Here is a 22653-nt window from a genome sequence, read left to right as displayed (position 1 = left end):
CATCCACCTCAAAGACTCGTTCATCCACCTCAGATACTCGTTCATCCACCTCAAAGGTTCGTTCATCCACCTCAAAGACTCGTTCATCCACCTCAAAGACTCGTTCATCCACCTCAAAGACTTGTTCATCCACCTCAAAGACTCGTTCATCCACCTTATCTCTCCATTCATAATGCCCCATACTTCTCTACGAGAGGCTGCGCCCTAAGCGTAGCTATGCCGCAGGCTTTACGACGCCGCTCAGTACAAGTGCCCAATGCCCTTTCATAGTTCAATTACTGCCTTAACTTGCATATTGGTTAAGTTGGCAGCTTTTTGGCTGGAGGCTTGATCTAGTCGGATATGGACTTCTACTACTCTGTTGTCGATATTGCTGACGGGATCTGTGTTAATGACATTCTGCCGTCGCACCTGCAAGCCTTTGCGATCTACGATTCCCTGCAATTCAATCGAGAGGTAATCACCAAATACTCGTACTTGCTGCCCTGAATGTACTTTGCCGATATCGCTTTCGTAAACTTCGGCTATGACATACATTTGGCTAGTTTGTCCAATATCTGCAATGCCATCATTTGATACTAATTCCCCAGGATGGGTGTGAATCTCAAATACCTGTCCATTTTGGGGCGATCGCACTTGGGACTGTTCAAGATTGACTTTTGCCAGATTCATCGCTGCTATGGCACGATTAACTTCTGCTTGAGCAGCTTCTACATCCACTCCGCGCACTTCGGCGATTTCATCAAGTGTTGCAGTGGCTTCTTTAATCTTTTGCTGGCTAGTTGATTGGGTGCGATTTAACTGTGCCTGTGCTTCTTGCAGGCTTTTTTGGGCAGTTTCCAAGTTTAAACGCTTGCTATCCCCTTGGGAGGTGGAAATTGCACCCTGTTGAAATAGTTGCTGATAGCGTTCGTCTTCTGCTTGGGCGTTACGCACTTCGGCTTGGAATCGCTCAATTGTTGCTGCTTGGGCATTAATATCGCCAAGGTGTTCTGCTTTGAGTCGAGCGATCGCAGCTTTTTGGGCAGTAATTTCACCGCGTTTAGCACCTGCTTGTATGCGGTTTAGGTTTGCCTGGGCTACTTTCACTTGTTCCTGCACCTCTTTTAATTCTGCTTGCAAGCGATCGCGGCTGTTCAAAATCGCAATCACCTGTCCTGCTTTTACCCTATCCCCCTCCTTCACTAACAACTTTTCTACCCGACTTCCTTCCACAGACACCGCAGCAGAGAGTTTAATTACTTTTCCCTGTGGTTCAATCCGCCCTAAAGCTGTTACTGTTTTTAACTGTGGCAATTGTGTTGCTGGCATTTGTGCCTCTGAATTTGCATCATGCCAGCGTTTTACTATATAAAAACTTATTCCACAAACCAATAAAGATGCAATTATACCTATAGCAACGGATGGACGCAGAATAAACTTAGGGAACGCTCTGTACCCTAGCTTTGAGTTTCGCACCATAGATTACCTCTTAACTAGTGGCGCAGAAAAAACTAAATAAATTAAGTTCCCCGCCTGCGATGTACATACAAGTCGAATTACCCCCCTTAATCCCCCCTTATAAAGGGGGGAAACAGAAAAAATGTTGTTTCCTCCCCTTTATAAGGGGAGGGTTAGGGTGGGTTCTTTTCTTATAGGTAATTTGGTGAACATGATATTACTCTCCAGTATTAAAAGACTTATGTTCTTGATGAACTACTTTTGTTTTTTGAAAGTACTCAGGTATAGTAAACGTTTCGCAAATTACGCGTTGTAACAGCGCCCACAATCAGAGGAAATTTAGTTATCAGGAAATATTTTTTATCAGGAAAAATAAATAAGCTTCAATCACTAAAAAATTTCTTTGAATTTGATAGATTTATAATTTTTAGTGATATATTTCACTCCTGAAAGTTATTTTGCTAAATTGTTTTTTAAATTAACCAACCCATTTGTTACCAATCCCTTCAGTGGGCGATCGCATCCAATATGGTTCGGTTAACGTTTTCACGAGGTTTATCTAATTACTCAGATTTATCACAAACACCTAAACACATCTGACTAAATTAGAAATCGCCATGAGCAATTCCTCTGGTGCTACAGGTTTAACGATGTGCTGTTGAAACCCGGCTTTTAGTGCTTGCTGCTGATTGATTTCGCCTGCATAAGCAGTCAGAGCGATCGCTGGAATCTGTTTTCCCCCTACTTCTGCTTCCAGATTCCGCACCTGTTGTATCAGCATATAGCCGTTCATCTCTGGCATCCCAATATCGCTGAGTAAGATATCTGGCTTTGACTGTGCTAGCGCTTGTAATGCTTGATCTGCTGATCCGACTGCGGTGACGATCGCTCCAAACTCTTCCAGCACAAAGCTGAAAAAGTTGCGGCTATCAGTATTGTCATCCACAACCAGGACTTGTACACCCATCAGGGGAGAGGAGGCAAAAATGGCAGTTGAGGAATCAGCATTCGGGTCATCCTCGATTGTTACACTATCTTTGAGCAGCGGTAACTTAATTGTGAAGATGGCTCCCTGCTCCTCCCCAAGACTTTCGGCCGAAATCGTTCCACCGTGCATCTCAACCAAGTGACGAGCGATCGCTAAACCTAACCCTAGCCCACCAAACTTTCTAGTTGTTGTACTGTCACCTTGACGGAAATAGTCAAACACATGAAGTAAAAAGTCAGAGTGAATGCCTTTACCTGTATCGCTGACGGTAATCTGCGCTTGAGCGTCGATGCACTCCAATTGCACATTTACTTTTCCGCCAATCGGTGTAAATTTGACGGCATTTGATAAAAGGTTCCAGAAAACTTGCTGTAAGCGGGCTGAATCACCCAAAACTTTCCCCTTCGGATCAAGCATCATCTCAATTTGAATAGTTTTAGCTTCTGCTGCTAAACGTACTGTCTCCATTGCTGCTTGAATGGTGGATGCCAGATTGACTGGTATCATCTTGAGATTGAGTTTGCCTTGGAGAATACGAGAAACATCGAGCAAGTCTTCAATTAGTTCAGCTTGTAATTTAGCATTGCGTTCAATGGTTTCAAGGGCTTTTTGGAGCGCTATATCATCAAATTTACGGCTCTGTAACAGTTTTGCCCAACCAAGAATCGGATTCAGCGGCGATCGCAATTCATGAGAAAGTACTGCCAAAAACTCATCTTTTATCCGGTTAGCAGCCTCTGCTTCTGCCCTGGCTGTTTGCTCAAGTTGGAAAAGGCGATCGCGTTCTGATTCAGTGTGTTTGCGATCGCTGATATCAGTTAGCATGGCGATCGCGCCTAAGAACTCATTTTGTTCACTAAAAATAGCTCTAGCAGAAATCAGCGTCCAGATATACGAACCATCCTTGCAGCGCAATTGACCTTCTTTTAAATCACTCTCTTCTCGTTTTAGCCACTTTAGTGTTTCTTCGGCTATCCCATCAGCCTGAGCTATAAAATCAAACATGGAACGACCGAGCATCTCTTCAGCCGCATAACCTAACATCTCACAGAACCGTTGATTTACAAACTCAGTTCGTGATTGAGAGTCAATCATCCAGATTCCCTCATAAGAGGTATCAACAATTCTGCGATACTTGGCTTCACTCTTCTGTAGCAATTCCTCTGCTTGCTGGCGCTCCCGGCGCTCCTTGGCTTCTCGCAATGCCCGTTGCACCGAGGGAACTAACCGTCCTAATCGTTGCTTTAATACATAATCCGTTGCACCGTTCTTCAAGGCTTCGATCGCTAATTCTTCGCCCAATGCGGCAGAGACAAAGATAAAAGGAACCTCAGGAGTATGATTTCGGGCAATTTGTAGAGCAGAAATTCCATCAAAAGAAGGCAAGGCATGATCGGCAAGAATTAAGTCGAAAGTCTCTGTTTCCAAAGCAGTCAGGAAATCAGCATCGGTTTCGACTCTAATCAGTTCGCAATTGATTCCCCCTTCAGTTAATATCGCTTGGGTAAGCTCTGCATCTAAGAGACTGTCTTCCAAAAGCAGAAAACGCAGGACATTCATCATTTAATCTCCTGTTGACGATGAGGTGCAGAAGGTAGAGCACCAAGGGGTGGCTGATTAATTACTGCCCAAAACAGTCCCAGACCCTTCATAGCATCGGCAAACTCATGGTAATCTACAGGTTTGACGACATACGCATTTACACCTAACTCGTAGCATCGAACTAAATCTGGCTCTTCACGGGAAGAAGTTAGTACTACGATCGGAATCACTCGCATTGCTGGGTCAGATTTTAGTTCTGCCAGTACTTCTAGTCCATCGATTTTAGGCAGTTTCAAATCGAGCAGCACGACAATCGGATGCCCCTGCATTCTTAACCGAAACAGCCCCCGGCGATAGAGATAATCTAGTGCTTCCTCTCCATCACGCACTACCACTACTTCGTTGGCGAGATGATTTTCTGACAAGGCGGCCAATATTAACTCTGCATCGTTAGCACTGTCTTCAATCAGCAGAATTCGCTTAAGTTCTTTCATTCGCCCTCCTTCTTGGACAGTTTAGGTAGTGAGAAATAGAAGGTGGCTCCACTGTCAACTACGGCCTCTGCCCAGACTTGGCCATTATGTCGATGAATAATGCGTTGCACGTTTGCCAATCCAACACCTGTACCTTCAAATTGTTGATCGCTATGTAGGCGTTGAAATACTCCGAATAGCTTGTGGACATATTGCATATTAAAACCTACGCCGTTATCTTGTATAAAAAAGACAACTTCGTTTTCATTGTCAGTACTTCCAATAGTAATTTCTGCTGGGTTTCGAGTCTGGGTATATTTTATGGCATTGCCTATGAGGTTGCGAAGGACGAGCCGCAGCATCGAGGGGTCACCTTGTACTTCTGGCACTGACTTTATGTGCCAATTGATTGTACGTCCTGGGGTTTGGCTGACCAAATCGCGCTTTATCTCTTGCACTAATTGCTCCATATTGAGATTGATGTAGCGCATCTCGCTGCGCCCCATGCGGGAAAATGTGAGCAACTCATCGATTAGTATTCCTGCCTGTTTGGCAGTTTCGGCAATTATTCTTAAATAGCGCTGACTCATTTCATCTAACGTGCTTGTTGAGCTATGCCGCTTTTGAAGCAATTCTATAAATCCGGCGATGTGGCGAAGCGGTGCTCGCAAGTCGTGAGAGACTGAGTAGGAGAAAGATTCGAGTTCCTTGTTAGCGGCTTCGAGTTGGAGGGTGCGCTCTTGAATCCGTTGTTCTAGCATTTCGTTCAGTTGTTGCAGGGCAGCTTCGGCAACTTTGCGATCGTGGATATCAACACAGGAGCCAATATAGCCAAGAAATTCCCCAGTTGGTGTAAACCGAGGCACACCAGTATCCAAAATCCAACGGTATTCGGAATCATTGCGTCTGAAGCGATATTCCATTTTAAAATTTTGTCGGGCATCAAAGGCATTGATGTATGTGTCTAAGCAATGCTGAAAATCATCCTCATGAACATTTTCAGCCCACCCGTTGCCCATCTCTTGCTCCAGAGTCCGCCCGGTAAACTCTAGCCAGGGTTTATTGAAGTAATAACAGAGTTTGTCTGTGCCAGACATCCACACCAGTACGGGAGTGGTGTCTGCCAGATGACGAAAACGGGCTTCACTTTCACGCAACGCTGCTTCTGCCTGGTTGCGATCGCGTAGCGCGGCTTGTCGTTCGCTCAAGTCAAGAACAAAACCAATGATAGTCTCTTCCTGTTTAACAAAGCCAAGTAAGGCAAGAATTAGAGAGCCGTCTTTACGGATGTATTCCTGCTCAAAGGGCTTACAACTCCCGGCAATTCTCAGTTCTTGAATTGATCGCTCACTCACCTCAAGGTATTGGGGCGGGGTAATCTCGCCCAAGCGGATTCGACCAGAGCGCAAATCCTCGCGTGTATAATTGAGCATTTGCAGAAAGGCATCATTGGCTTCAATGATCGAGCCGTTCAGATCAGCCATAATGATTCCAATAATATTGGACTCTGTTAAGCGACCAAACCTTGCCTCACTTTGGCGTAGGGACTTGAGGTTCGCTTCAGCTTTTTTTTGGGCTGTGCGGCGTGATTCGTTGAGCCAGATGATTAACACTGCTGTAATTATGAACACGGCCAGCCGGACTAAAATATCCCGATGTGTAATGTACAGCGGATAGAGCGGTTGAAGAAACAAGTAGTTGACTATCAAAGTAGACAAAACAGTTGCAACTAGTCCTGGTGCGAAACCCCCGTACCAGGCACTCACCATCACCGCTGCGAAAAATAGTGCAGAAGGCGTTGCGCTCAGATATGGACGGAGCAGCTGCGTTACTCCCAGTGCTAAGGCTACGGATAGCAAAGCAATAGTATAGTGCAACAGTTGCTCCCGAATGATTGCACCCTTGTTACTACCGCCAGCAAAGATGTCTTTTGGTTTAGATGTCCTCACTTTATGAGTCATAACTCTACTCTGCTTCTGGAAAATACTGGTTTAGCAGCCTTTGACCAGGTTCACCCATTTTCCGTAACATTTCTTCTATTAGTTTTAATGCTATCTGTGAAGGCACTGTATGCCCATTTTGCCAGCGATTGACTGTTTTGAATGAAACTCCTAATTTAGCAGCAAACTGTTTCTGAGAAAGATTGAGTTGCTGCCGAAGCTCCCGAATTAAATCTAAACTTCTTAGTCCTTTTGTTACAGACATCTCCTTTTCCTATTCCCATAAAATTACTAAGATAAGACAGGTGTCCTATCGTTTATCTCTCGCTTAGGGAATATTTACAAGGTTATACCAATAAGTTAGGTTTTGCAGTCACTCTAGCCAATCTTATATTTTAAAAAGGTCACGTTTGAGGTTAAAAGGCTCAACGTCGAGGTTAAAAGGCTCAACGTTGAGGTTAAAAGGCTCGACGTTGAGGTTCAGAGGCTCAACGTTGAGGTTAAAAGGCTCAACGTCGAGGTTAAAAGGCTCGACGTTGAGGTTAAAAGGCTCGACGTTGAGGTTAAAAGGCTCGACGTTGAAGTTAAAAGGCTCAACGTTGAGGTTAAAAGGCTCAACGTTGAAGTTAAAAGGGTGAAACTTGAGCTTTCTAATCTAAGCTGTTCAATAGCTTTCGCAAAACGTTCTGAGATTTGCCTGTCTTGTGCAGCTTCAGCAGTTTTATGCATAGCTTCTGCACGCTTGGTTCCATAGAACGCATTGATGATTAGAGCAATTCCAGCAAAAATCGCTCCAGTAGTTGTTAAAGCTTTAATTCCATAATCTAATCTTTGCTCTGTTGATAACCCGTCAACATTCACAAAGGCTAAAAAACAGCAATTAAAAAAAGAATAAATATAAATGTTAGAACTATTAACTAATTTCTCAGAGCGTCTGTCTTGTTATCAGACATAAATTATGTTTCTTTTTCATCTCCCAGATTGTTACGGAGACTTTTGGTAAAAACTATAGCATTAAGTGACAACGGTAGAATGCGCCCAAATAACTAAAGATGCTGAGATAACTTAACCAGACTGCCGCCAATCTGTCGGTACTTCTATATAATCAGGTAGGCGAGTATTGCGATCGCCAAGTGCCTTTCTAATCTGCTGCAACTCTAAGTTTTTAGCCCCTGTTAAAATTGTCCCTTCCAGTTTGACATCACTGAGGTTAGCTTCTGAGAAGTTAGCTCCCATCAAGTTTGCCTGAGTCAGGTTAGCTTGATAAAAGGTTGCCCTATACAAGTTTGCTCCGATGAGGTTTGCTTGATGCAGGTCAGCTTCCGTTAAGCTGGCTTCTGAGAGGTTGGCAAAATAGACTTCTGTTTGGTGAAGTTTGGCTGCATTCAAGTTAGCCCCTGAAAGATTGGCCCCGTTTAAGTTAGCCCCTGAAAGGTTAGCACCAATCAAACCCGTCATGTGCAGATTGGCTTTACCCAGTTTTGCTGCTTGCAAGTTAGCGAGAAACAACTTTGCTCCAGAGAGATTGGCCATTTTTAAGGTTGCTTGTTGCAAGTTAGCTTTATAGAGGTTTGCTCCTTGCAGATTAGCTATACGCAGACTTGCGCCACAGAGGTTGGCTGAACGCATGTTTGCCCCACAAAGATTAGCGCGGTTGAGATTAGCCCAACAAAGGTTTGCTCCACATAGGCTAGCTTTTTGTAATTTAGTTTCATAAAGAATAGACCTAACGAGTTTAGCGCCATTCAGGTCAGCCTCACTCAAGTCGGCTCCACGCAGGTCAGCCCCACTCAGGTCAGAACCACGTAAGTCTGCTTGTTGGAGATTAACTCCTAGCAGGTCTGCTCGTCTGATGTCGATATTGCGTAAATCAAGTTTCTGATCTTTTGGGTCTTCGAGTAAATTACGCCTGCCGATAACAGTTAGGGCTGCTTGAATATCGGTGCGGATGTTTGGCAATTCTTCATGCAGGTTTTGCTCCAACTGCTGAGTCGGACGCGACCCACTTCTACGCCTACCTGAGTAATCTGCTGGTGAATATTCCGGCTTTTGTTGCTCTACCTTCACCTGCTGGATAGGTACATTCTCTCGCACAAAGGCAGTGAGAATTTCCATGATTGTCCAGTGTTCAGTAGGAAAATCCTGAGCAACTCTTTCTAATGCATAAATTGCACCTGTTCGGGTTTCAATCTTATCATGACCAAGCTGGGCAATTGCCCCCATAAAGCGTTCTGAAATCAATCTGTCTTGATTGATTTTGGCATTCTGAATGCCAATTTCCAGGTTTTTCTCAGCTGCGATCGCATTTTTATGCATCGCTTGAGCACGCTTCGATGCATAATAAGTATTAAATATTGCTGCCGATGCTAGAAAAACTATTGCAGTAGTTGTTAATGCTTGGTTTCTATATTGGATTTTTTCCTGAATTGACAACTCCTTAATACTGGACAGCGCGAATAAAATTATAGTCAATGAGAAGCCAAATATAACTGTTATAGTTATCAACCAATTCAACGGAGCGTCTGTCTTTTTAGAAGACATGGTAAAGATTTTCCTTACAACCTAGAATTATTACTTAGATATTTGGGCAAAATAGTATAGCATTTAGCAAAAAATTATAATAGGTGTCAAGACACTCATTGAACTAAGGAATGACATCGAATATACTTATACGTTCCGACAGAAATAAACCACCCATTCCAAAACAATGAAACGCTTGTGGTACAAGAATTACGAATTATGAATGACGAATTTCGCCTTATCTACCTAGACTAGAGGTGAACGCGTAGCGTATTGTAGATAAACCGTACTATAGCAATCTTATTTGAGTTGTAAAAATTATCGAACCGCCAAGCCGCCAAGCCGCCAAGAACGCCAAAAGAAGAAGGAAGAAGTTTACGAATCATTTAGGGCTGCTATAATAAGCTATGGCGGAAGTTTGACTACTTTTAATAAGGTGATTTTGCCCGTTGTTAAGCCCCAAGTCTTGTTAATTGAAATGGTAGCTGGATTTACACCTTGCGGTACTAGTATTTTACTTAGAAAATTTGGCTTCCCTAAGATTTGCCCCATCAAGTATGGCATCATCGAGAATTGCCCCATCCAACCTAGCTAGATATAAGCTTGCACAATGCAGGTTAGCTCCAGATAGGTTAGCTCCTTTTAGGTTAGCTGCACTGAGAATTGCCCCTTCTAGGTTGGCTAGATATAAGTTAGCTCCTTCTAGGTTAGCTGCACTGAGGATTGCCCCAGCTAGATTAGCTTCTCTGAGATTAGCCCCAGCAAGATTAGCTTGATAGAGATTCGTCTGTTCTAGGTTCGCCCTATTCAGGTTTGCTCCTCTCATGTCGGCGTGACTTAAATCAAGTTGCTCATTTTCTAAGTCTTTATTTAAGTAGCTCGACATAAATAACTCCCGGTTTTTAGTCAGGGCTTTAGCCTTAACATCAGGGCTAAAGCCCCTACTAAAAGCCAATATCAATGTTTTTACATTACTTAACATAGTTTGATTTATTCCCGCCGATTTACTTACATCTCTTCTAGCGATAACGGTAAGGGCTGCTTGAATATCTGCACGAACTTTTGCCCCGATATTGCTTGTTACTTCCTTTTGGGGCGTGTAATGAGCATTTTTTCGGACAAAAGTAGTAAGAATCTCCATAATTATCCAGTGGTACTGTGGATAATTATGGGCAATTTGCTCTAAATCATTAATTACAGCGAGACTGGTTTCTATTGTCTTATTCCCTAGTTGTTCAATTGCTATTTTTAAACATTGTTTTTGTGAATTATACTGAGTTTGGTTAGCTTTTTGCTGGAAAGCATGTATCCCCAGACATATTCTTGAGAATTGACTGTTTTTTGTTGATGAAATATTTTTTGAAATATTTTTTACAGTATGAAAAGAATTAATGATTACTGTCAACATACGATAGTTCAAGACTTAGTGCTGATTGGTGGCAGTCACAGCCATGCAATTGTCAGGGTAATGTTTGGAATCAAGCCGTTACCCAAAGTCCGTTTGACGTTGATTACTGCAAATCAAAAGACAGCCGACTCTGAAATGTTACCAGGATACATTGCTGGATTTAATAGCCACGAGGAATGCCATATTGATTTACGACCTTTGCTCAAGCACAGTTGTATATTAACAGAGTAGTTGCCCTAGACTTGGAATAATAACAAAGTTCTTTGTGCTAACGGACTTGCGGTAGATTTTGATATGCTGTCTATTGATATTGCCAGCACTCCGGCTACAGTGTCTGTATCAGGTGCAGCAGAATATGCGATCGCAGCTATTAGAACATTGATAGGACTTACGCACACTCTACGATTCTTGGCGTTCTTGGCACGGCAGTTGCTTCAAGTCGGCAGAGCCGCCCAACGCACTGCCTCGTCTTGGCGGTTCGATAAATTAAGCTTTTTGGCAATTTTTGCGTAAGTCCTAATTGATATGAACTAATTGAAGTTGTATGTAAAAATCCTCAAGAACCAATTAGCATTGCGATCATGGGTGGTGCTAGCGGTGTAGAATTGTCATGGCGTATACAATTTTATTTACATCGGATTTGACATCAAACTTAACAACTAATTCAAAATCTGGAAATTTATTTATTGCAGCGTGACAATGCCCAATTTCTTCATTGAAGTTGTTCAATTAGCTCAATAATTTGTTGATAATACTGGATATTTCCTTCTTGATAATACAAATCTGCGGATTTCTGGAAATCGGCAATTGCTTTTTGAGAGTTTCCCAGATTTTGGTAGACATCTGCCCGAAGGATGTAAGCAGAAGCCCAATTAGGCTGACGCTGTAAGGCTTGGTTTAAATCTGCAAGCGCTCCTTGTAAGTCTTTTAATAAAGAACGGCTACGACCCCGATTGTACCAGTCTTCAGCAAAACTGGGGTCGCTCGCGATCGCTCGACTATAATCTTCTATTGCCCCTTGATAATCTTCTAGGGCATAGCGAGCATTAGCGCGATCGCTGTAAAATGCAGCAGATTGGGGATTAATTTCCAAAGCTTGGGTGTAATCTGCGATCGCACTTTCATATTCTTCTAAAGCATAGTGGGTTGAACCTCGGTTGTAATATGCTTCAATTAAATCAGGATTAATTTCTAATGCTTGATTATAATCTGTGATCGCTCCCTGTTCATCTCCTAAAAGACGACGAGCATTTCCTCGATTGCAGTACGCTTGCGAAAATTCAGGCACAAGCTCTATTGCTTGGGTGTTATCATCGATTGCTCCCTGTAAATCTTGCAGGGCTTCACGGGCAATCCCCCGACCATAATAAGCTGCGGCTAAGTTATTATTAATCTGTAATGCCTGATCGTAATCTTTAATTGCTCCTTTATGATCTGCTAAAGAACGACGAGCCGCCGCGCGATCGCAATATCCTTCAGCTAAACTAGGATTGAGTTGTAATAGGCGATTGCTGTCTTCAATTGCACCTTGATAATCTCCCAGTCGGCGACGAGCATTCGCCCGAAAACCGTATAGTAAAGCTAGAGTCGGATTTTCTTGTAACGCTTGGTCATAATCTGCGATCGCACCTTCATAGTCTTCAAGAGTACTACGGACAAGACCCCGTTCACAATAGGCTTGCACATCATCAGGATTCAAATTTAATGCTTGGTTAAAATCCTCAATTGCTCCTTGATATTCTTTGAGATGAGCAAGAACCAAACCCCGATTATAATATGCTCCGGCAAACTTGGGATTGATTTCTAGGGCGCGGTTGTAATCTGCGATCGCACTTTGATAGTCTGCTAAAGAGTAGTAGGCATTACCTCGATTATGATAAGCTTCCGCCAACTTAGGATCTAATTGTAATGCTCGGTCGTGGTCAGCGATCGCTTCGTGATAATTTCCTAAAATATGATGAATATTACCCCGATTGCTGTAAGCTGCGGCAAAATGGGGATGCCACTGTAAAGCTTGTTGAAAATCTGCGATTGCTCCTTGATGATCGCCGCTCTCAAAACAAGCTACACCCCGATTATGATAAGCGTTGGCAATATCAATATTGATATTATCAGCTAATTGGGTACTAGTTTCTATTGTTTGGATATAATCAGCGATCGCTTTGTCGTAGTTTTCTAAGGCAAAGTAAGCATTACCCCGGCTGTGGTAAGATTGGGCTAGATTGGGATCGATTTGTAATGCTTGGTTATGATCAGCGATCGCTCCTTGATAATCGGCTAAAAAGTAACGAGCATTACCTCGGTGATAGTAGGCTGTGGCCAAATTGGGATTGATTTCTACTGCGCGATTAAAATCTGCGATCGCTCTTTGATGATCCCCTTGTAAACTGTGGTTTAATCCTTGGTTTAAGAATTCTTCAGCATTCATGTAATTTTATTGAATTTCGACATTCGCCTAGCTTAAAGGCAACGGGATTTTTAACGATATGTTATAAAAATCGTTCCAGTTACTATTGTGCCTCTTGCTAAGATTTTAATTCCCGATTTTCTGTAAGCTTATGTCAGTACGATGAATTTCAGGCGACTTAAACAGCAGCAAGCACCGCAAGTAAGAATGATGGGTGACTGACTCGCCGTTTTTTACTGAGATTGTTATAGTAGCGGATGACACGTTATCTAAGTGCGATCGCATCTACTATCAATATGGTTAAAGAGTCTGAAAATCGCTTAAAACACTTTGCTGCTTTAAAGTCTAAGTACCAAGCAACTAATTATCCCGATTCATCACCCTCTAGTCTTCTTTATCTCATCCTGCAAAAAGTTGACTTAGGAATTCAACTAACTACACTAGAAATTGAATGGTTGAGAGAACATGAGCTTGAATTTCTATGTCAAGAACAGCAAGATAAATTAAAGGACTTTGTAAATTTAGGGGTTGAATTCTCAAAATTAAAGTCTAAGTACAAAGCTACAAAGCATGGTATTTCCTGGCAATCTAGTCATCTGTATTTTATACTTTGGAAAATTGATTCAGGGAATTTACTTACTGATTCAGAAGTTAAATGGCTGAGAGAAAATGATTTATCTGAAGCGAAGAAGATTGCTCAAGAGATAAACCGATTTACTCAACTCAAATCTAAGTACAAAGCTACTCAATATCAAGACTCATATCCTGATAGTTTCCTCCATCAAATACTAAAAAAGTTAGAGGTTACAGAACGTTTAAGTGATTCTGAATATAATTGGCTGCTCAATAACCAACTCTTGGAAACAGCAGAAATTTTTCAACAACAAGAGTCAGAAAAAGAAACTCACTTTGCTCAATTACGAGATAAATACCAAGCTAATAAACACCTCGATTTATCATTGTCGAGTCCACTATATCCAATACTGCAAAACATTGACGCAAAAAATAATTTGAGTTGTTCAGAAATTAACTGGCTAGAACAGCAAGGATTTAGCGAAACAATTGCCATTGCTCAAAATTTAGAACAAACACGAGAATTTACTGCCTTGAGAGCTAAGTATAAGGTCACTCATTATGATGATTTATCGCCTAAGAGTCACCTGTATAAAGTTCTCAAACAACTTGATTTATCACATCACTTAGGTGAACAGGATATTAACTTCTTGAGAAAGCGTAAGTTGACTAAGACAATAGAAATTTATCACGATAAATACGCTAATAATCTCAAGTTAAATATAGAATCAGGAAAAGCTCTAAATGAATTAGAAATTGAGTGGCTGAAAAATAATGGACGAGAAGATATAATTATTCTCGCACAACAAAAGCACTTTGCAGCTTTGAAATCAAAATATGATGTTTTAGCTTATCAAGATAAATCACACACTAGTTTTTTATACACAATTTTGCAAAAACTTGAATTAAAAGAGCGACTTGAACCAACAGAGTTTGCTTGGCTACAAGAGACTAAAATTAAAGTGCTTCAACCAACATATAATTATTATAGCTGGCAAAAAGAGCCTAAGTATCAAGAGAAGAATTTAGTCTCTGGTAAAATTTGGATTGCTTACCACACAATTGAAGCAAATTTCTATGAGCAGGAGTTTCAGCGCACTGACAACAAATGGAACTTAGCAAATGCTAGCAGCCATTGGCGTAAAGCAGATGAACCAGAACAGGCATTGCAACTGACAAATAATTTAGAATTTGACAAAATCAAAGAAAATAAACTCAAGTCAGCTTTGCTAACTAGCAGAGGTGGAGCCTTTCGAGATATTGAAAAACTAGATAAAGCCGAAAATTGCGCTCGTCAAGCTATTGAATATCAGCCAAAAAGCCATCACCCTTACACCTTGATGGGAGCTATTTGTTTTGAACGGCATCAATATTCAAATGGTGAATATTGGTTTCAAGAAGCAATCAAACGTGGGGCTAATCCTAGAGATATGGATTCTGAAATCAAGCGAGTCGTGAAAAATGCTAAGGATGAAAATAAGCGTCGAGAAGTAATAGAGTACCTGTTAAAAAAAGATTCACAACGCTACTCTTGGGCTAAGTCTTATCTCAAAAAGCCGCAATATAATGGTAAATAAACTGATTTGCATCACAAAACTGCCAACATGACTAGATTTGTTCATAACTAATGCCTTCTATCTGAGAAACCTTATAGCTGAGAATCATCAGTAGAGGAACCTTAAAAAGCAAGTAATTGACGAACTATAAGCATTTACTTCAGATAATCCTTTCTGAAAAGCAGCGTTAAAATTGCTGTACAACTTGCAGCAAAACTTCTACTTTAATGATTAGGTTAAGACTTCAAGGAGAGGGGAAAAGAGTTTAACTTTTTCCCTTTTCCACTTTCTACCTCATATTACAATGTAAAACCGATTAAAAATGAAGACATTAATGCAGTATTATGGAAATCAGTCTCTGAAATTCTTAACCAATAAAAACTTTATTTTATAGGTTTGCATAAATGGATTTTTTGACAATTATAGGATTAGCTGCTGCTACACTAACTACCACTGCATTTTTGCCACAGATGTTTAAAACTTGGCAAACAAAATCGGCAAAAGATGTTTCTTTAATTGCGCTGGTCACATTCATAAGTGGTGTTTTTTTATGGTTAATTTATGGAATATATCTACAATCCTTACCAATTATTCTTGCTAATAGCGTGACATTATTTTTTAACTTGATAATTCTATGGCTTAAAATTAAATATAGATAAAGAAGCCCTAAGTACACAAACTCTCATCCGCCTCCGTAGACTTAAATCAAACCCACAGAGGTGAGTTTTGCTTCTGTAGGCGCGAATTCTATGAGACTACATTATTCAAACCTCCTTAAAAAACGCCTGTGACATCATCTGTATTTAACTCTGAACGCCTCCTGTTCACCCCCACCACCCCAGATACCAACGCTATCCCTATAATCTTCGCCTTTCCTAATGAATATAGCGTAGGTATCACTAGCCTTGGCTATCAGGTAGTTTGGGCAACTTTGGCAATGCGTAATGATGTGCAGGTGAGTCGCCTGTTTACAGATACTCACGAACAACTCCCCAGAACACCCGAAATTGTGGGATTTTCGATTTCCTGGGAACTGGATTATGTGAATATTTTAAATTTGCTGGAATCTTTAGAAATTCCCATTTTGGCAACTTCTCGTGATGATTCTCATCCGATAATTTTTGGTGGTGGCCCCGTTCTCACAGCTAATCCCGAACCTTTTGCAGATTTTTTTGATGTAATTTTATTGGGGGATGGCGAAAACCTCCTGGGAAATTTCATTGAGGCTTACAAAGAAGTAAGAAATGCTTCTAGACAAACTCAACTAAAAAGACTTGCACAAGTCCCAGGAATTTATATTCCCAGTTTGTATGAAGTCGAATATCACAGCATAGATGGTGCAGTAAAGTCTATTAAACCAATTTCTCCCGAAATTCCCGCAGTGGTGCAAAAGCAAACTTATCGGGGAAATACTCTCTCGGCATCGACTGTAGTCACCGAAAAAGCCGCATGGGAAAATATTTATATGGTGGAAGTGGTGAGAAGTTGTCCAGAAATGTGCCGCTTTTGTTTGGCGAGTTATCTCACATTGCCTTTTAGAACAGCTAGTCTTGAAAGTTCATTAATTCCAGCGATCGCAAAAGGTTTAGAAGTCACAAATCGGCTAGGATTATTGGGGGCTTCTGTAACTCAGCATCCAGAGTTTGAAACTTTACTAGATTATATTAGTCAGCCAAAATACGATTATGTCCGTCTCAGTATTGCATCAGTGCGAACCAATACCGTAACAGTCCAGTTAGCAGAAACTTTGACGAAACGAGACACGCGATCGCTTACCATTGCAGTAGAAAGTGGTTCTGAGAAAATCCGGCAAATCGTCAACAAAAAGCTGCATAACGACGAAATTATCCAAGCAGCGATAAATGCCAAAGCTGGCGGATTAAAAAGCTTGAAACTCTACGGAATGGCAGGAATTCCCGGTGAGGAACCAGAGGATTTAGAGCAAACTGTGGCGATGATGCGTAATATCAAAAAAGCTGCACCGGGATTACGGTTAACATACGGATGCAGCACCTTTGTACCCAAAGCACACACACCGTTTCAATGGTTTGGGGTGAATCGCCAAGCAGAAAAACGGTTGCAGTTTTTGCAAAAACAGCTAAAACCGCAGGGGATAGAGTTTCGCCCAGAAAGCTATAATTGGTCGATTATACAGGCTTTGTTGTCGAGAGGCGATCGCAGAGTGTCCCAACTTCTCCAACTTACTCGTCACTTTGGTGACTCCTTGGGTAGCTATAAACGGGCTTTCAAACAACTCAAAGGACAAATCCCTGATTTAGATTTTTACGTCCACGCCGAGTGGTCAACAGAACAAGTATTACCTTGGAGTCACTTGCAAGGGCCTCTGCCACAGTCTACACTACTAAAGCATTTGGCTGATGCTAAGAGTTATATCAACCCATCCCCAAAGGAATTACAGCCATTGAATTCATAGCTGAAAACTTGATGCAAAACACAGCGGAGTATTACTGCGCCTATTGCGGCGAACCGAACTTAACTTTTATTGATTTGAGTGCTGGAGGACAACAATCTTACATTGAAGATTGTCAAGTTTGCTGTAACCCCAATATTTTGTATGTGCGGGTTAATGAAGATACTCTAGATATCGAGATTGATACCGAATCCGAAAGTTGAATTTTAGGTTTTTCTTTCCATGCTGCACTTTAAACATTCCTCAGTAATTAATGCCCCACCAGAAGTAGTTTGGAAATTTCACGAAAGGCCAGATATTTTGCAACTGCTGAATCCACCTTGGCAGCCAGTCCAAGTAGTTCGTCGTGAGGGGGGGCTGAACGTGGGCGCTATCACAGAATTTCGCCTATTTCTCGGCCCATTACCCTTAACTTGGTTAGCGCGTCATACTGAATGTGAAAAATATCGCCTATTTACCGACGAACAAATATCTGGCCCTTTTGAATCTTGGGTACATCGACATGAATTTGAACTGGAAAATGGCAAAACCAAATTAACCGACGCTATTTCCTTCTCTATGCCTGGGGGAGGAACAGTTGAATTTGTCAGCGGTTGGTTAGTGCAAGTGCAACTAGAAGCAATGTTTCGCTATCGCCACTATGTGACTAAAAGGGAGTGCGAATCATGATAGCAAAATGTGTTGCATCCTTTTCGCCAGCTTTAGCTATTTAGAAAGTACTATATGATAAATACTAGTTTTTATATATACTAATTGGTACAGTGTAATAACTTAGATTTTCCAACTTCTCAACCAAAAATATTTGTTGGTATCGGCTTGCATGTGTAATAATAGTTAAAGTATCTTAATATTTATAAACAATTTCAAGTATTGGCACTGTCCAATGCGAAACACTGACCACTAAAAGGGTTTTCTGGCTCGTGGTTAGTACTTTTTGTGGTGACTATATTTTAGGAATTTTTACCTGAATACTAGGCGGAGTAAAAGCGTGATTCAATTAGAACAACCACCCAGTCATCAAACACAACTGACCCCAGTAGTGAAAAGTAAATCTCAGTTTAAGGGACTTTTCATTGCTATTGTCATTGTTAGCGCATGGATAATTAGCCTGAGTTTATTACTTTCCCTTGACATCTCCAATTTAAAATTGTGGATGTTATCGCCTGTTATCTTATGGCAAACATTTTTATATACGGGATTATTTATTACATCACATGATGCTATGCATGGGGTAGTGTTTCCCCAGAACACCAAGATTAATCATCTTATTGGGACATTAACCCTATCTCTTTATGGTCTTTTACCATATAAAAAATTATTGAAAAAACATTGGGTGCATCACCATAATCCAGCAAGTGAAACAGACCCAGATTTCCATAATGGTAAATACAAAAACTTCTTTGCTTGGTATTTTCATTTTATGAAGGGTTACTGGAGTTGGGGACAAATAATTGCTCTGACTCTTATCTATCACTTTGCTAATTATATCCTTCATATACCTCACGATAATCTAACAACCTTTTGGGTGATTCCCTCGCTTTTAAGTTCATTCCAATTATTTTATTTTGGTACTTTTCTACCTCATAGCGAACCCATAGGAGGTTATATTCAGCCTCATCGTGCCCAAACAATTAGCCGTCCAATCTGGTGGTCATTTATCACCTGCTATCATTTTGGCTACCATGAGGAACATCACGAATATCCCCATGCTACTTGGTGGCAGTTACCAGAAATTTATAAAGCAAAATAGTTATTGTTTATCTAATATTATGGCAACAAGAGTCACATGGTAATCTATATAGTTAGATTATCCTGCTTATGGCAATTAATAATTCTCGTCTTGTCACCTATAGCCCTGCTTATACAATCGTTCCCACTTACGAGTGCTTTAATCGCTGTAGTTACTGCAACTTTCGCAGTGAACCGGGTAAAAGTCCCTGGATGAGTCTTTCAGATGCAGACAGTATTTTAAAACCACTTCAAAACGAAAAAGTCTGTGAAATCCTCATACTCAGCGGTGAAGTGCATCCCCATTCGCCAAAGCGTCAGGCGTGGTTTGAGCGGATTTATGATTTGTGTGAATTAGCGCTTTCAATGGGGTTTTTACCGCATACGAATGCGGGGCCACTGAGTTTTGAAGAAATGCAAAAGCTCAAGCGTGTGAATGTTTCGATGGGGCTGATGTTGGAACAGTTAACGCCAACATTGTTAAATAGTGTACATCGGCACGCACCGAGTAAATTACCAGAAGTTCGTTTACAGCAATTGCATTGGGCGGGAGAGTTGCAGATTCCCTTTACAACTGGGTTACTGTTGGGAATTGGAGAAACAGTTGATGATTGGTGGGAAACATTAACAGCTATATCTCAACTGCATCAACGTTATCACCACATTCAAGAAGTTATCCTGCAACCTCATAGTCCAGGATATCAACAAACCTTTGATGCACCACCTTTCAACCCCCATCAGTTACCAGAAGTCATTTTCAGGGCGCGTCAGATTTTATCGCCAGATATTACGATTCAAATTCCGCCGAATTTAGTTAAAGATGACCGATGGTTACTTGCTTGTATCGAAGCTGGTGCGCGAGATTTGGGCGGAATTGGGCCAAAAGATGAGGTGAATCCCGATTATCCTCATGTTCAGGAACAGGCATTAAGAGAAATTTTACAGCCTGCGGGGTGGGAGTTGATGGCGCGTTTACCAGTATATCCCCAGTTTGATGGCTGGTTGTCCGGGGAATTGCAAAAAGCGGTGAATCGGTGGCGAAAAACTTTAACTCCGGCTTTTCTTGTGTGATGACAAACAAGTAAAGATTTTTCCTTCCCTGTTAGTGTCTTTGTTAATGAGTCTTTAATACTCGCCGACGAGTCTTTTTTACTCGTGAATGAGTCTTTGATACTCATTAATGAGTCTTTGATACTCGTGAATGAGTCTTTTTTACTCATTAATGAGTCTTTGAGCTTCATTAATGAGTCTTTGAGCTTCATTAATGAATTTTAGGGCTGCTGATTACCCAATCTCTATGTAAACTTGGGTTATTATCGCACTAATCTAGTAAATTCTACCTATGGCTCAGGATTTTGCAACTTTAAAAAAGATATACAACGCTTTTGACCCATTTCGACCTTTGCCCGCAGGAGATCCGGTTTATGTCGATTGTCAGGAAGTGCGAGGAGATGGCGACATTTTGGTAGAGGTGGGTAGAGAGATTTTGTTGTCAGACAGAAAGACTTGTCAACTTTATGCTGGTCATCGTGGTGCAGGCAAATCAACAGAATTGCTGCGTCTTCAGAAATATTTAAATGAACAAGGTTGTTTTGTTGTCTATTTTGCCGCCGATGAACAAGATATCGAGCCAGAAGATGCCCAATATACAGATATTCTCCTTGCTTGTACACGACGTTTATTAGAAGCATTAAAAGATAAGGGTGATTCTAAACCTTTGGTGTCATGGTTGAAAAGCCGCTGGGATGATTTAAAAGATTTGCTACCTGACGTATCTTTAGAAGGTCTGGAGGTAGAGAAGGAAATTCCTCTTTTTGCCAAAATCACAGCCAAATTGAGAACCGAACCCGGTCTCCGCCACAAAATCCGCGAACGAGTTAACCCCCACACCCAAACTTTGATTTTGGCTTTGAATCAATTTATTGAAGATGCAAAAAAAAGCTTACCTTCCGAACATTCTCAATTGGTAGTCATCGCTGATAATCTAGATCGGATTGTACCCATACCCCAGGAAGATGGACGCAGCAATCACGAACATATTTTTTTAGATCGTAGCGAACAACTCAAAGCTTTAAATTGCCATCTAATTTATACAGTACCGATTTCATTGGTGTTCTCTAACCGCGCTACAGATTTACGAGATATTTATGGTAGTGATGCTCAAGTTTTACCAATGATTATGGTGCAAACTCCTAAAAATAAAAGTTATCAACGAGGAATTAATAAAGTCCAGGAATTGTTGCAAAAGCGGGTGAGTCAGATTGACCCTAACCTTTCTATCACAAATATGTTTGAGCAGCCAGAAGCTTTACAGCAACTATGCTTAATGAGTGGAGGTCATGTGCGGAATTTGCTATTATTAATGAAGGAAGCAATTAAATATACTGATAATCTACCGATTACGAATAAAGCTTTACAACGGTCAATCAGCGAAACTAGAATTACCTACCGCAATACAGTTTATGCAGATGAATGGCAACCACTAGCCAAAGTTTATCATTCTAAACAGATAGTAAACGATGAACAACACCGTAACTTATTATTCAATCGCTGTATTTTGGAATATCGCTACCGTGATAAAGAAGAACAAATTCAATGTTGGTATGATATTCATCCTTTAATTAAAGGAATTAAAGAATTTCAGGATACTTTTGCTAATTTGAACTTTAGTGAGACACAGCTTGATGAAACTGGAACTGACTGATTGGGATAAAGATTTACCAACAGAACCAAATGAAGAATATCAAGCCTTAGTCCGTACTCTTAACTTTACAGAAGGCTTTGGTTTGTTATTTGCTCGTTGTTCTCCATCTGAAGGTGAGCAGTTAATTGGCAAAGTTAAAGAAGATATTACTAATAAAAATATTGAGGTTTTGCGATTAAAGCAAGCTGTTACTAACTTATATGAAATCATAAATAAATTAGATAATAAAGAACAGATAAATATTTTATTTATTACAGGTTTAGAGCATTCATTTTATGAATATGAAGAGTCTAAAAGATTGACAGACTGGAATAGTAGAGATATTTATTCATATAGTTGGAAGAGTGTACCGCCTGTTTTAATTAACCTAAATCAACAGCGAGAACGTTTTAGAGATAGCTTTAATATTTGTTTTGTTTTCTTTCTACCTCTATTTGCTATTAAATATTTTATTCAACGCGCCCCAGACTTCTTTGACTGGCGTTCGGGGTTGTTTGATTTTCCTATAGCTCCAGAAACTCTCAAGCAGGAATCATCACGTATACTCCAGGATGGAGACTATGAAAAATATCTCACGCTAACACCAGAAGAAAGAACTCAAAAAATACTAGAAATTCAGGAATTGCTTGCAGAAAATTATCAAGGAACTAGTAACCAAGCAGAATTACTGCTTGAGCTGGGAAATTTGCACTTTGCTGGACAAGATAATACAAAGGCGATCATATCCTACGACCAAGCACTGAAAATTAAACTTGATTACCACCAAGCTTGGAACAACAAAGGGATTGCGCTAGCTGATTTGGGACGCTTTGAAGAAGCGATCGCCTCCTCCGACCAAGCAGTGAAAATTAAACCAGATGACCACGAAGCTTGGTACAATCGCGGCATTGCGCTAAGAAATTTAGGACGCACTGAAGAAGCGATCGCATCCTACGACCAAGCA

At 40.9% G+C, this 22653-nt stretch carries 19 protein-coding genes and 1 pseudogene; 10 read left to right on the top strand and 10 right to left on the bottom strand.

Going from position 1 to position 22653, the window contains the following annotated elements:
- The 9 genes from V7K35_RS25285 to V7K35_RS25245 form a co-directional block, all read right to left on the bottom strand.
- Positions 1-181 (bottom strand): hypothetical protein (locus V7K35_RS25285; protein WP_335082724.1); only part of this gene is annotated, 181 nt, incomplete at its 3' end.
- 83 nt (positions 182-264) lie between these two features.
- Positions 265-1461, bottom strand: coding sequence for an ABC exporter membrane fusion protein (locus V7K35_RS25280; RefSeq protein ID WP_335082722.1), 1197 nt, complete (start codon positions 1459-1461; stop codon positions 265-267).
- A gap of 565 nt (positions 1462-2026) precedes the next feature.
- Positions 2027-3991, bottom strand: coding sequence for a hybrid sensor histidine kinase/response regulator (locus V7K35_RS25275; protein WP_335082720.1), 1965 nt, complete (start codon positions 3989-3991; stop codon positions 2027-2029).
- Positions 3988-4464 carry a response regulator gene (locus V7K35_RS25270; protein ID WP_335082718.1) on the bottom strand — a complete coding sequence of 159 codons (477 nt, stop codon included), beginning with the start codon at positions 4462-4464 and terminating at the stop codon, positions 3988-3990. Before V7K35_RS25270 ends, V7K35_RS25275 begins: the two co-directional genes overlap by 4 nt.
- On the bottom strand, positions 4461-6404 hold the full coding sequence (locus tag V7K35_RS25265; RefSeq protein ID WP_335082716.1) for a PAS domain S-box protein: 1944 nt from the start codon (positions 6402-6404) through the stop codon (positions 4461-4463). The genes V7K35_RS25270 and V7K35_RS25265 overlap by 4 nt, the downstream gene beginning before the upstream one ends.
- A gap of 4 nt (positions 6405-6408) precedes the next feature.
- On the bottom strand, positions 6409-6648 hold the full coding sequence (locus V7K35_RS25260; protein ID WP_335082714.1) for a helix-turn-helix domain-containing protein: 240 nt from the start codon (positions 6646-6648) through the stop codon (positions 6409-6411).
- A gap of 215 nt (positions 6649-6863) precedes the next feature.
- Positions 6864-7244, bottom strand: coding sequence for a hypothetical protein (locus V7K35_RS25255; RefSeq protein WP_335082712.1), 381 nt, complete (start codon positions 7242-7244; stop codon positions 6864-6866).
- 204 nt (positions 7245-7448) lie between these two features.
- Positions 7449-8924 carry a pentapeptide repeat-containing protein gene (locus tag V7K35_RS25250; RefSeq protein WP_335082710.1) on the bottom strand — a complete coding sequence of 492 codons (1476 nt, stop codon included), beginning with the start codon at positions 8922-8924 and terminating at the stop codon, positions 7449-7451.
- A gap of 493 nt (positions 8925-9417) precedes the next feature.
- Positions 9418-10044: a pentapeptide repeat-containing protein gene (locus V7K35_RS25245; protein ID WP_442939761.1), complete on the bottom strand. Its 627-nt coding sequence runs from the start codon at positions 10042-10044 to the stop codon at positions 9418-9420.
- Positions 10045-10281: 237 nt separating this feature from the next.
- Between V7K35_RS25245 and V7K35_RS25240 the strand changes: the two are divergent.
- A pseudogene (locus V7K35_RS25240) lies at positions 10282-10684 on the top strand (FAD-dependent oxidoreductase); the annotation flags it as partial.
- 339 nt (positions 10685-11023) lie between these two features.
- On the opposite strand, the gene V7K35_RS25235 reads toward V7K35_RS25240, so the two are convergent.
- The gene (locus tag V7K35_RS25235) at positions 11024-12739 is read right to left on the bottom strand and encodes a tetratricopeptide repeat protein (RefSeq protein WP_335082706.1); all 1716 of its coding nucleotides are present in this window, start codon (positions 12737-12739) and stop codon (positions 11024-11026) included.
- 236 nt (positions 12740-12975) lie between these two features.
- Here V7K35_RS25235 and V7K35_RS25230 point away from each other — a divergent pair, with 236 nt between their 5' ends.
- From V7K35_RS25230 to V7K35_RS25190, 9 genes are all read left to right on the top strand, one after another.
- The gene (locus V7K35_RS25230) at positions 12976-14868 is read left to right on the top strand and encodes a tetratricopeptide repeat protein (RefSeq protein WP_335082704.1); all 1893 of its coding nucleotides are present in this window, start codon (positions 12976-12978) and stop codon (positions 14866-14868) included.
- Between the two features lie 440 nt (positions 14869-15308).
- The gene (locus V7K35_RS25225; RefSeq protein WP_335082726.1) at positions 15309-15506 is read left to right on the top strand and encodes a SemiSWEET transporter; all 198 of its coding nucleotides are present in this window, start codon (positions 15309-15311) and stop codon (positions 15504-15506) included.
- Between the two features lie 128 nt (positions 15507-15634).
- Entirely contained in the window at positions 15635-17281 is a 1647-nt protein-coding gene (locus tag V7K35_RS25220; RefSeq protein WP_335082702.1) for a B12-binding domain-containing radical SAM protein, read from the top strand.
- An 11-nt stretch (positions 17282-17292) separates the two neighbouring features.
- Positions 17293-17481, top strand: coding sequence for a CPXCG motif-containing cysteine-rich protein (locus tag V7K35_RS25215; protein ID WP_334871764.1), 189 nt, complete (start codon positions 17293-17295; stop codon positions 17479-17481).
- 19 nt (positions 17482-17500) lie between these two features.
- Positions 17501-17947, top strand: a complete 447-nt coding sequence (locus tag V7K35_RS25210; RefSeq protein ID WP_335082700.1) for an SRPBCC family protein — start codon at positions 17501-17503, stop codon at positions 17945-17947.
- 319 nt (positions 17948-18266) lie between these two features.
- Positions 18267-19028: a beta-carotene ketolase CrtW gene (gene crtW / locus V7K35_RS25205; RefSeq protein ID WP_335082698.1), complete on the top strand. Its 762-nt coding sequence runs from the start codon at positions 18267-18269 to the stop codon at positions 19026-19028.
- Positions 19029-19096: 68 nt separating this feature from the next.
- Entirely contained in the window at positions 19097-20077 is a 981-nt protein-coding gene (cofG, locus tag V7K35_RS25200) for a 7,8-didemethyl-8-hydroxy-5-deazariboflavin synthase subunit CofG (protein WP_335082696.1), read from the top strand.
- A 271-nt stretch (positions 20078-20348) separates the two neighbouring features.
- The gene (locus V7K35_RS25195) at positions 20349-21710 is read left to right on the top strand and encodes an ATP-binding protein (RefSeq protein WP_335082694.1); all 1362 of its coding nucleotides are present in this window, start codon (positions 20349-20351) and stop codon (positions 21708-21710) included.
- Positions 21691-22653: tetratricopeptide repeat protein (locus V7K35_RS25190; RefSeq protein ID WP_335082692.1), on the top strand; the 963-nt coding region annotated here is incomplete at its 3' end. The genes V7K35_RS25195 and V7K35_RS25190, both read left to right, overlap by 20 nt.

Source organism: Nostoc sp., from assembly GCF_036917275.1.
GTDB lineage: Bacteria > Cyanobacteriota > Cyanobacteriia > Cyanobacteriales > Nostocaceae > Nostoc.
This window is presented reverse-complemented; position numbering and strand designations above follow the sequence as displayed.

Bases quoted from the DNA above. Each gene is read 5' to 3' on its own strand.
- V7K35_RS25230 (WP_335082704.1), top strand. From the start codon at position 12,976: ATGACACGTTATCTAAGTGCGATCGCATCTACTATCAATATGGTTAAA.
- V7K35_RS25245 (WP_442939761.1), bottom strand. From the start codon at position 10,044: ATGGAGATTCTTACTACTTTTGTCCGAAAAAATGCTCATTACACGCCC.
- V7K35_RS25210 (WP_335082700.1), top strand. From the start codon at position 17,501: ATGCTGCACTTTAAACATTCCTCAGTAATTAATGCCCCACCAGAAGTA.
- V7K35_RS25250 (WP_335082710.1), bottom strand. From the start codon at position 8,924: ATGTCTTCTAAAAAGACAGACGCTCCGTTGAATTGGTTGATAACTATA.
- V7K35_RS25235 (WP_335082706.1), bottom strand. From the start codon at position 12,739: ATGAATGCTGAAGAATTCTTAAACCAAGGATTAAACCACAGTTTACAA.
- cofG (WP_335082696.1), top strand. From the start codon at position 19,097: ATGGCAATTAATAATTCTCGTCTTGTCACCTATAGCCCTGCTTATACA.
- V7K35_RS25275 (WP_335082720.1), bottom strand. From the start codon at position 3,991: ATGATGAATGTCCTGCGTTTTCTGCTTTTGGAAGACAGTCTCTTAGAT.
- V7K35_RS25195 (WP_335082694.1), top strand. From the start codon at position 20,349: ATGGCTCAGGATTTTGCAACTTTAAAAAAGATATACAACGCTTTTGAC.
- V7K35_RS25260 (WP_335082714.1), bottom strand. From the start codon at position 6,648: ATGTCTGTAACAAAAGGACTAAGAAGTTTAGATTTAATTCGGGAGCTT.
- V7K35_RS25270 (WP_335082718.1), bottom strand. From the start codon at position 4,464: ATGAAAGAACTTAAGCGAATTCTGCTGATTGAAGACAGTGCTAACGAT.
- V7K35_RS25265 (WP_335082716.1), bottom strand. From the start codon at position 6,404: ATGACTCATAAAGTGAGGACATCTAAACCAAAAGACATCTTTGCTGGC.
- V7K35_RS25215 (WP_334871764.1), top strand. From the start codon at position 17,293: ATGCAAAACACAGCGGAGTATTACTGCGCCTATTGCGGCGAACCGAAC.
- V7K35_RS25280 (WP_335082722.1), bottom strand. From the start codon at position 1,461: ATGGTGCGAAACTCAAAGCTAGGGTACAGAGCGTTCCCTAAGTTTATT.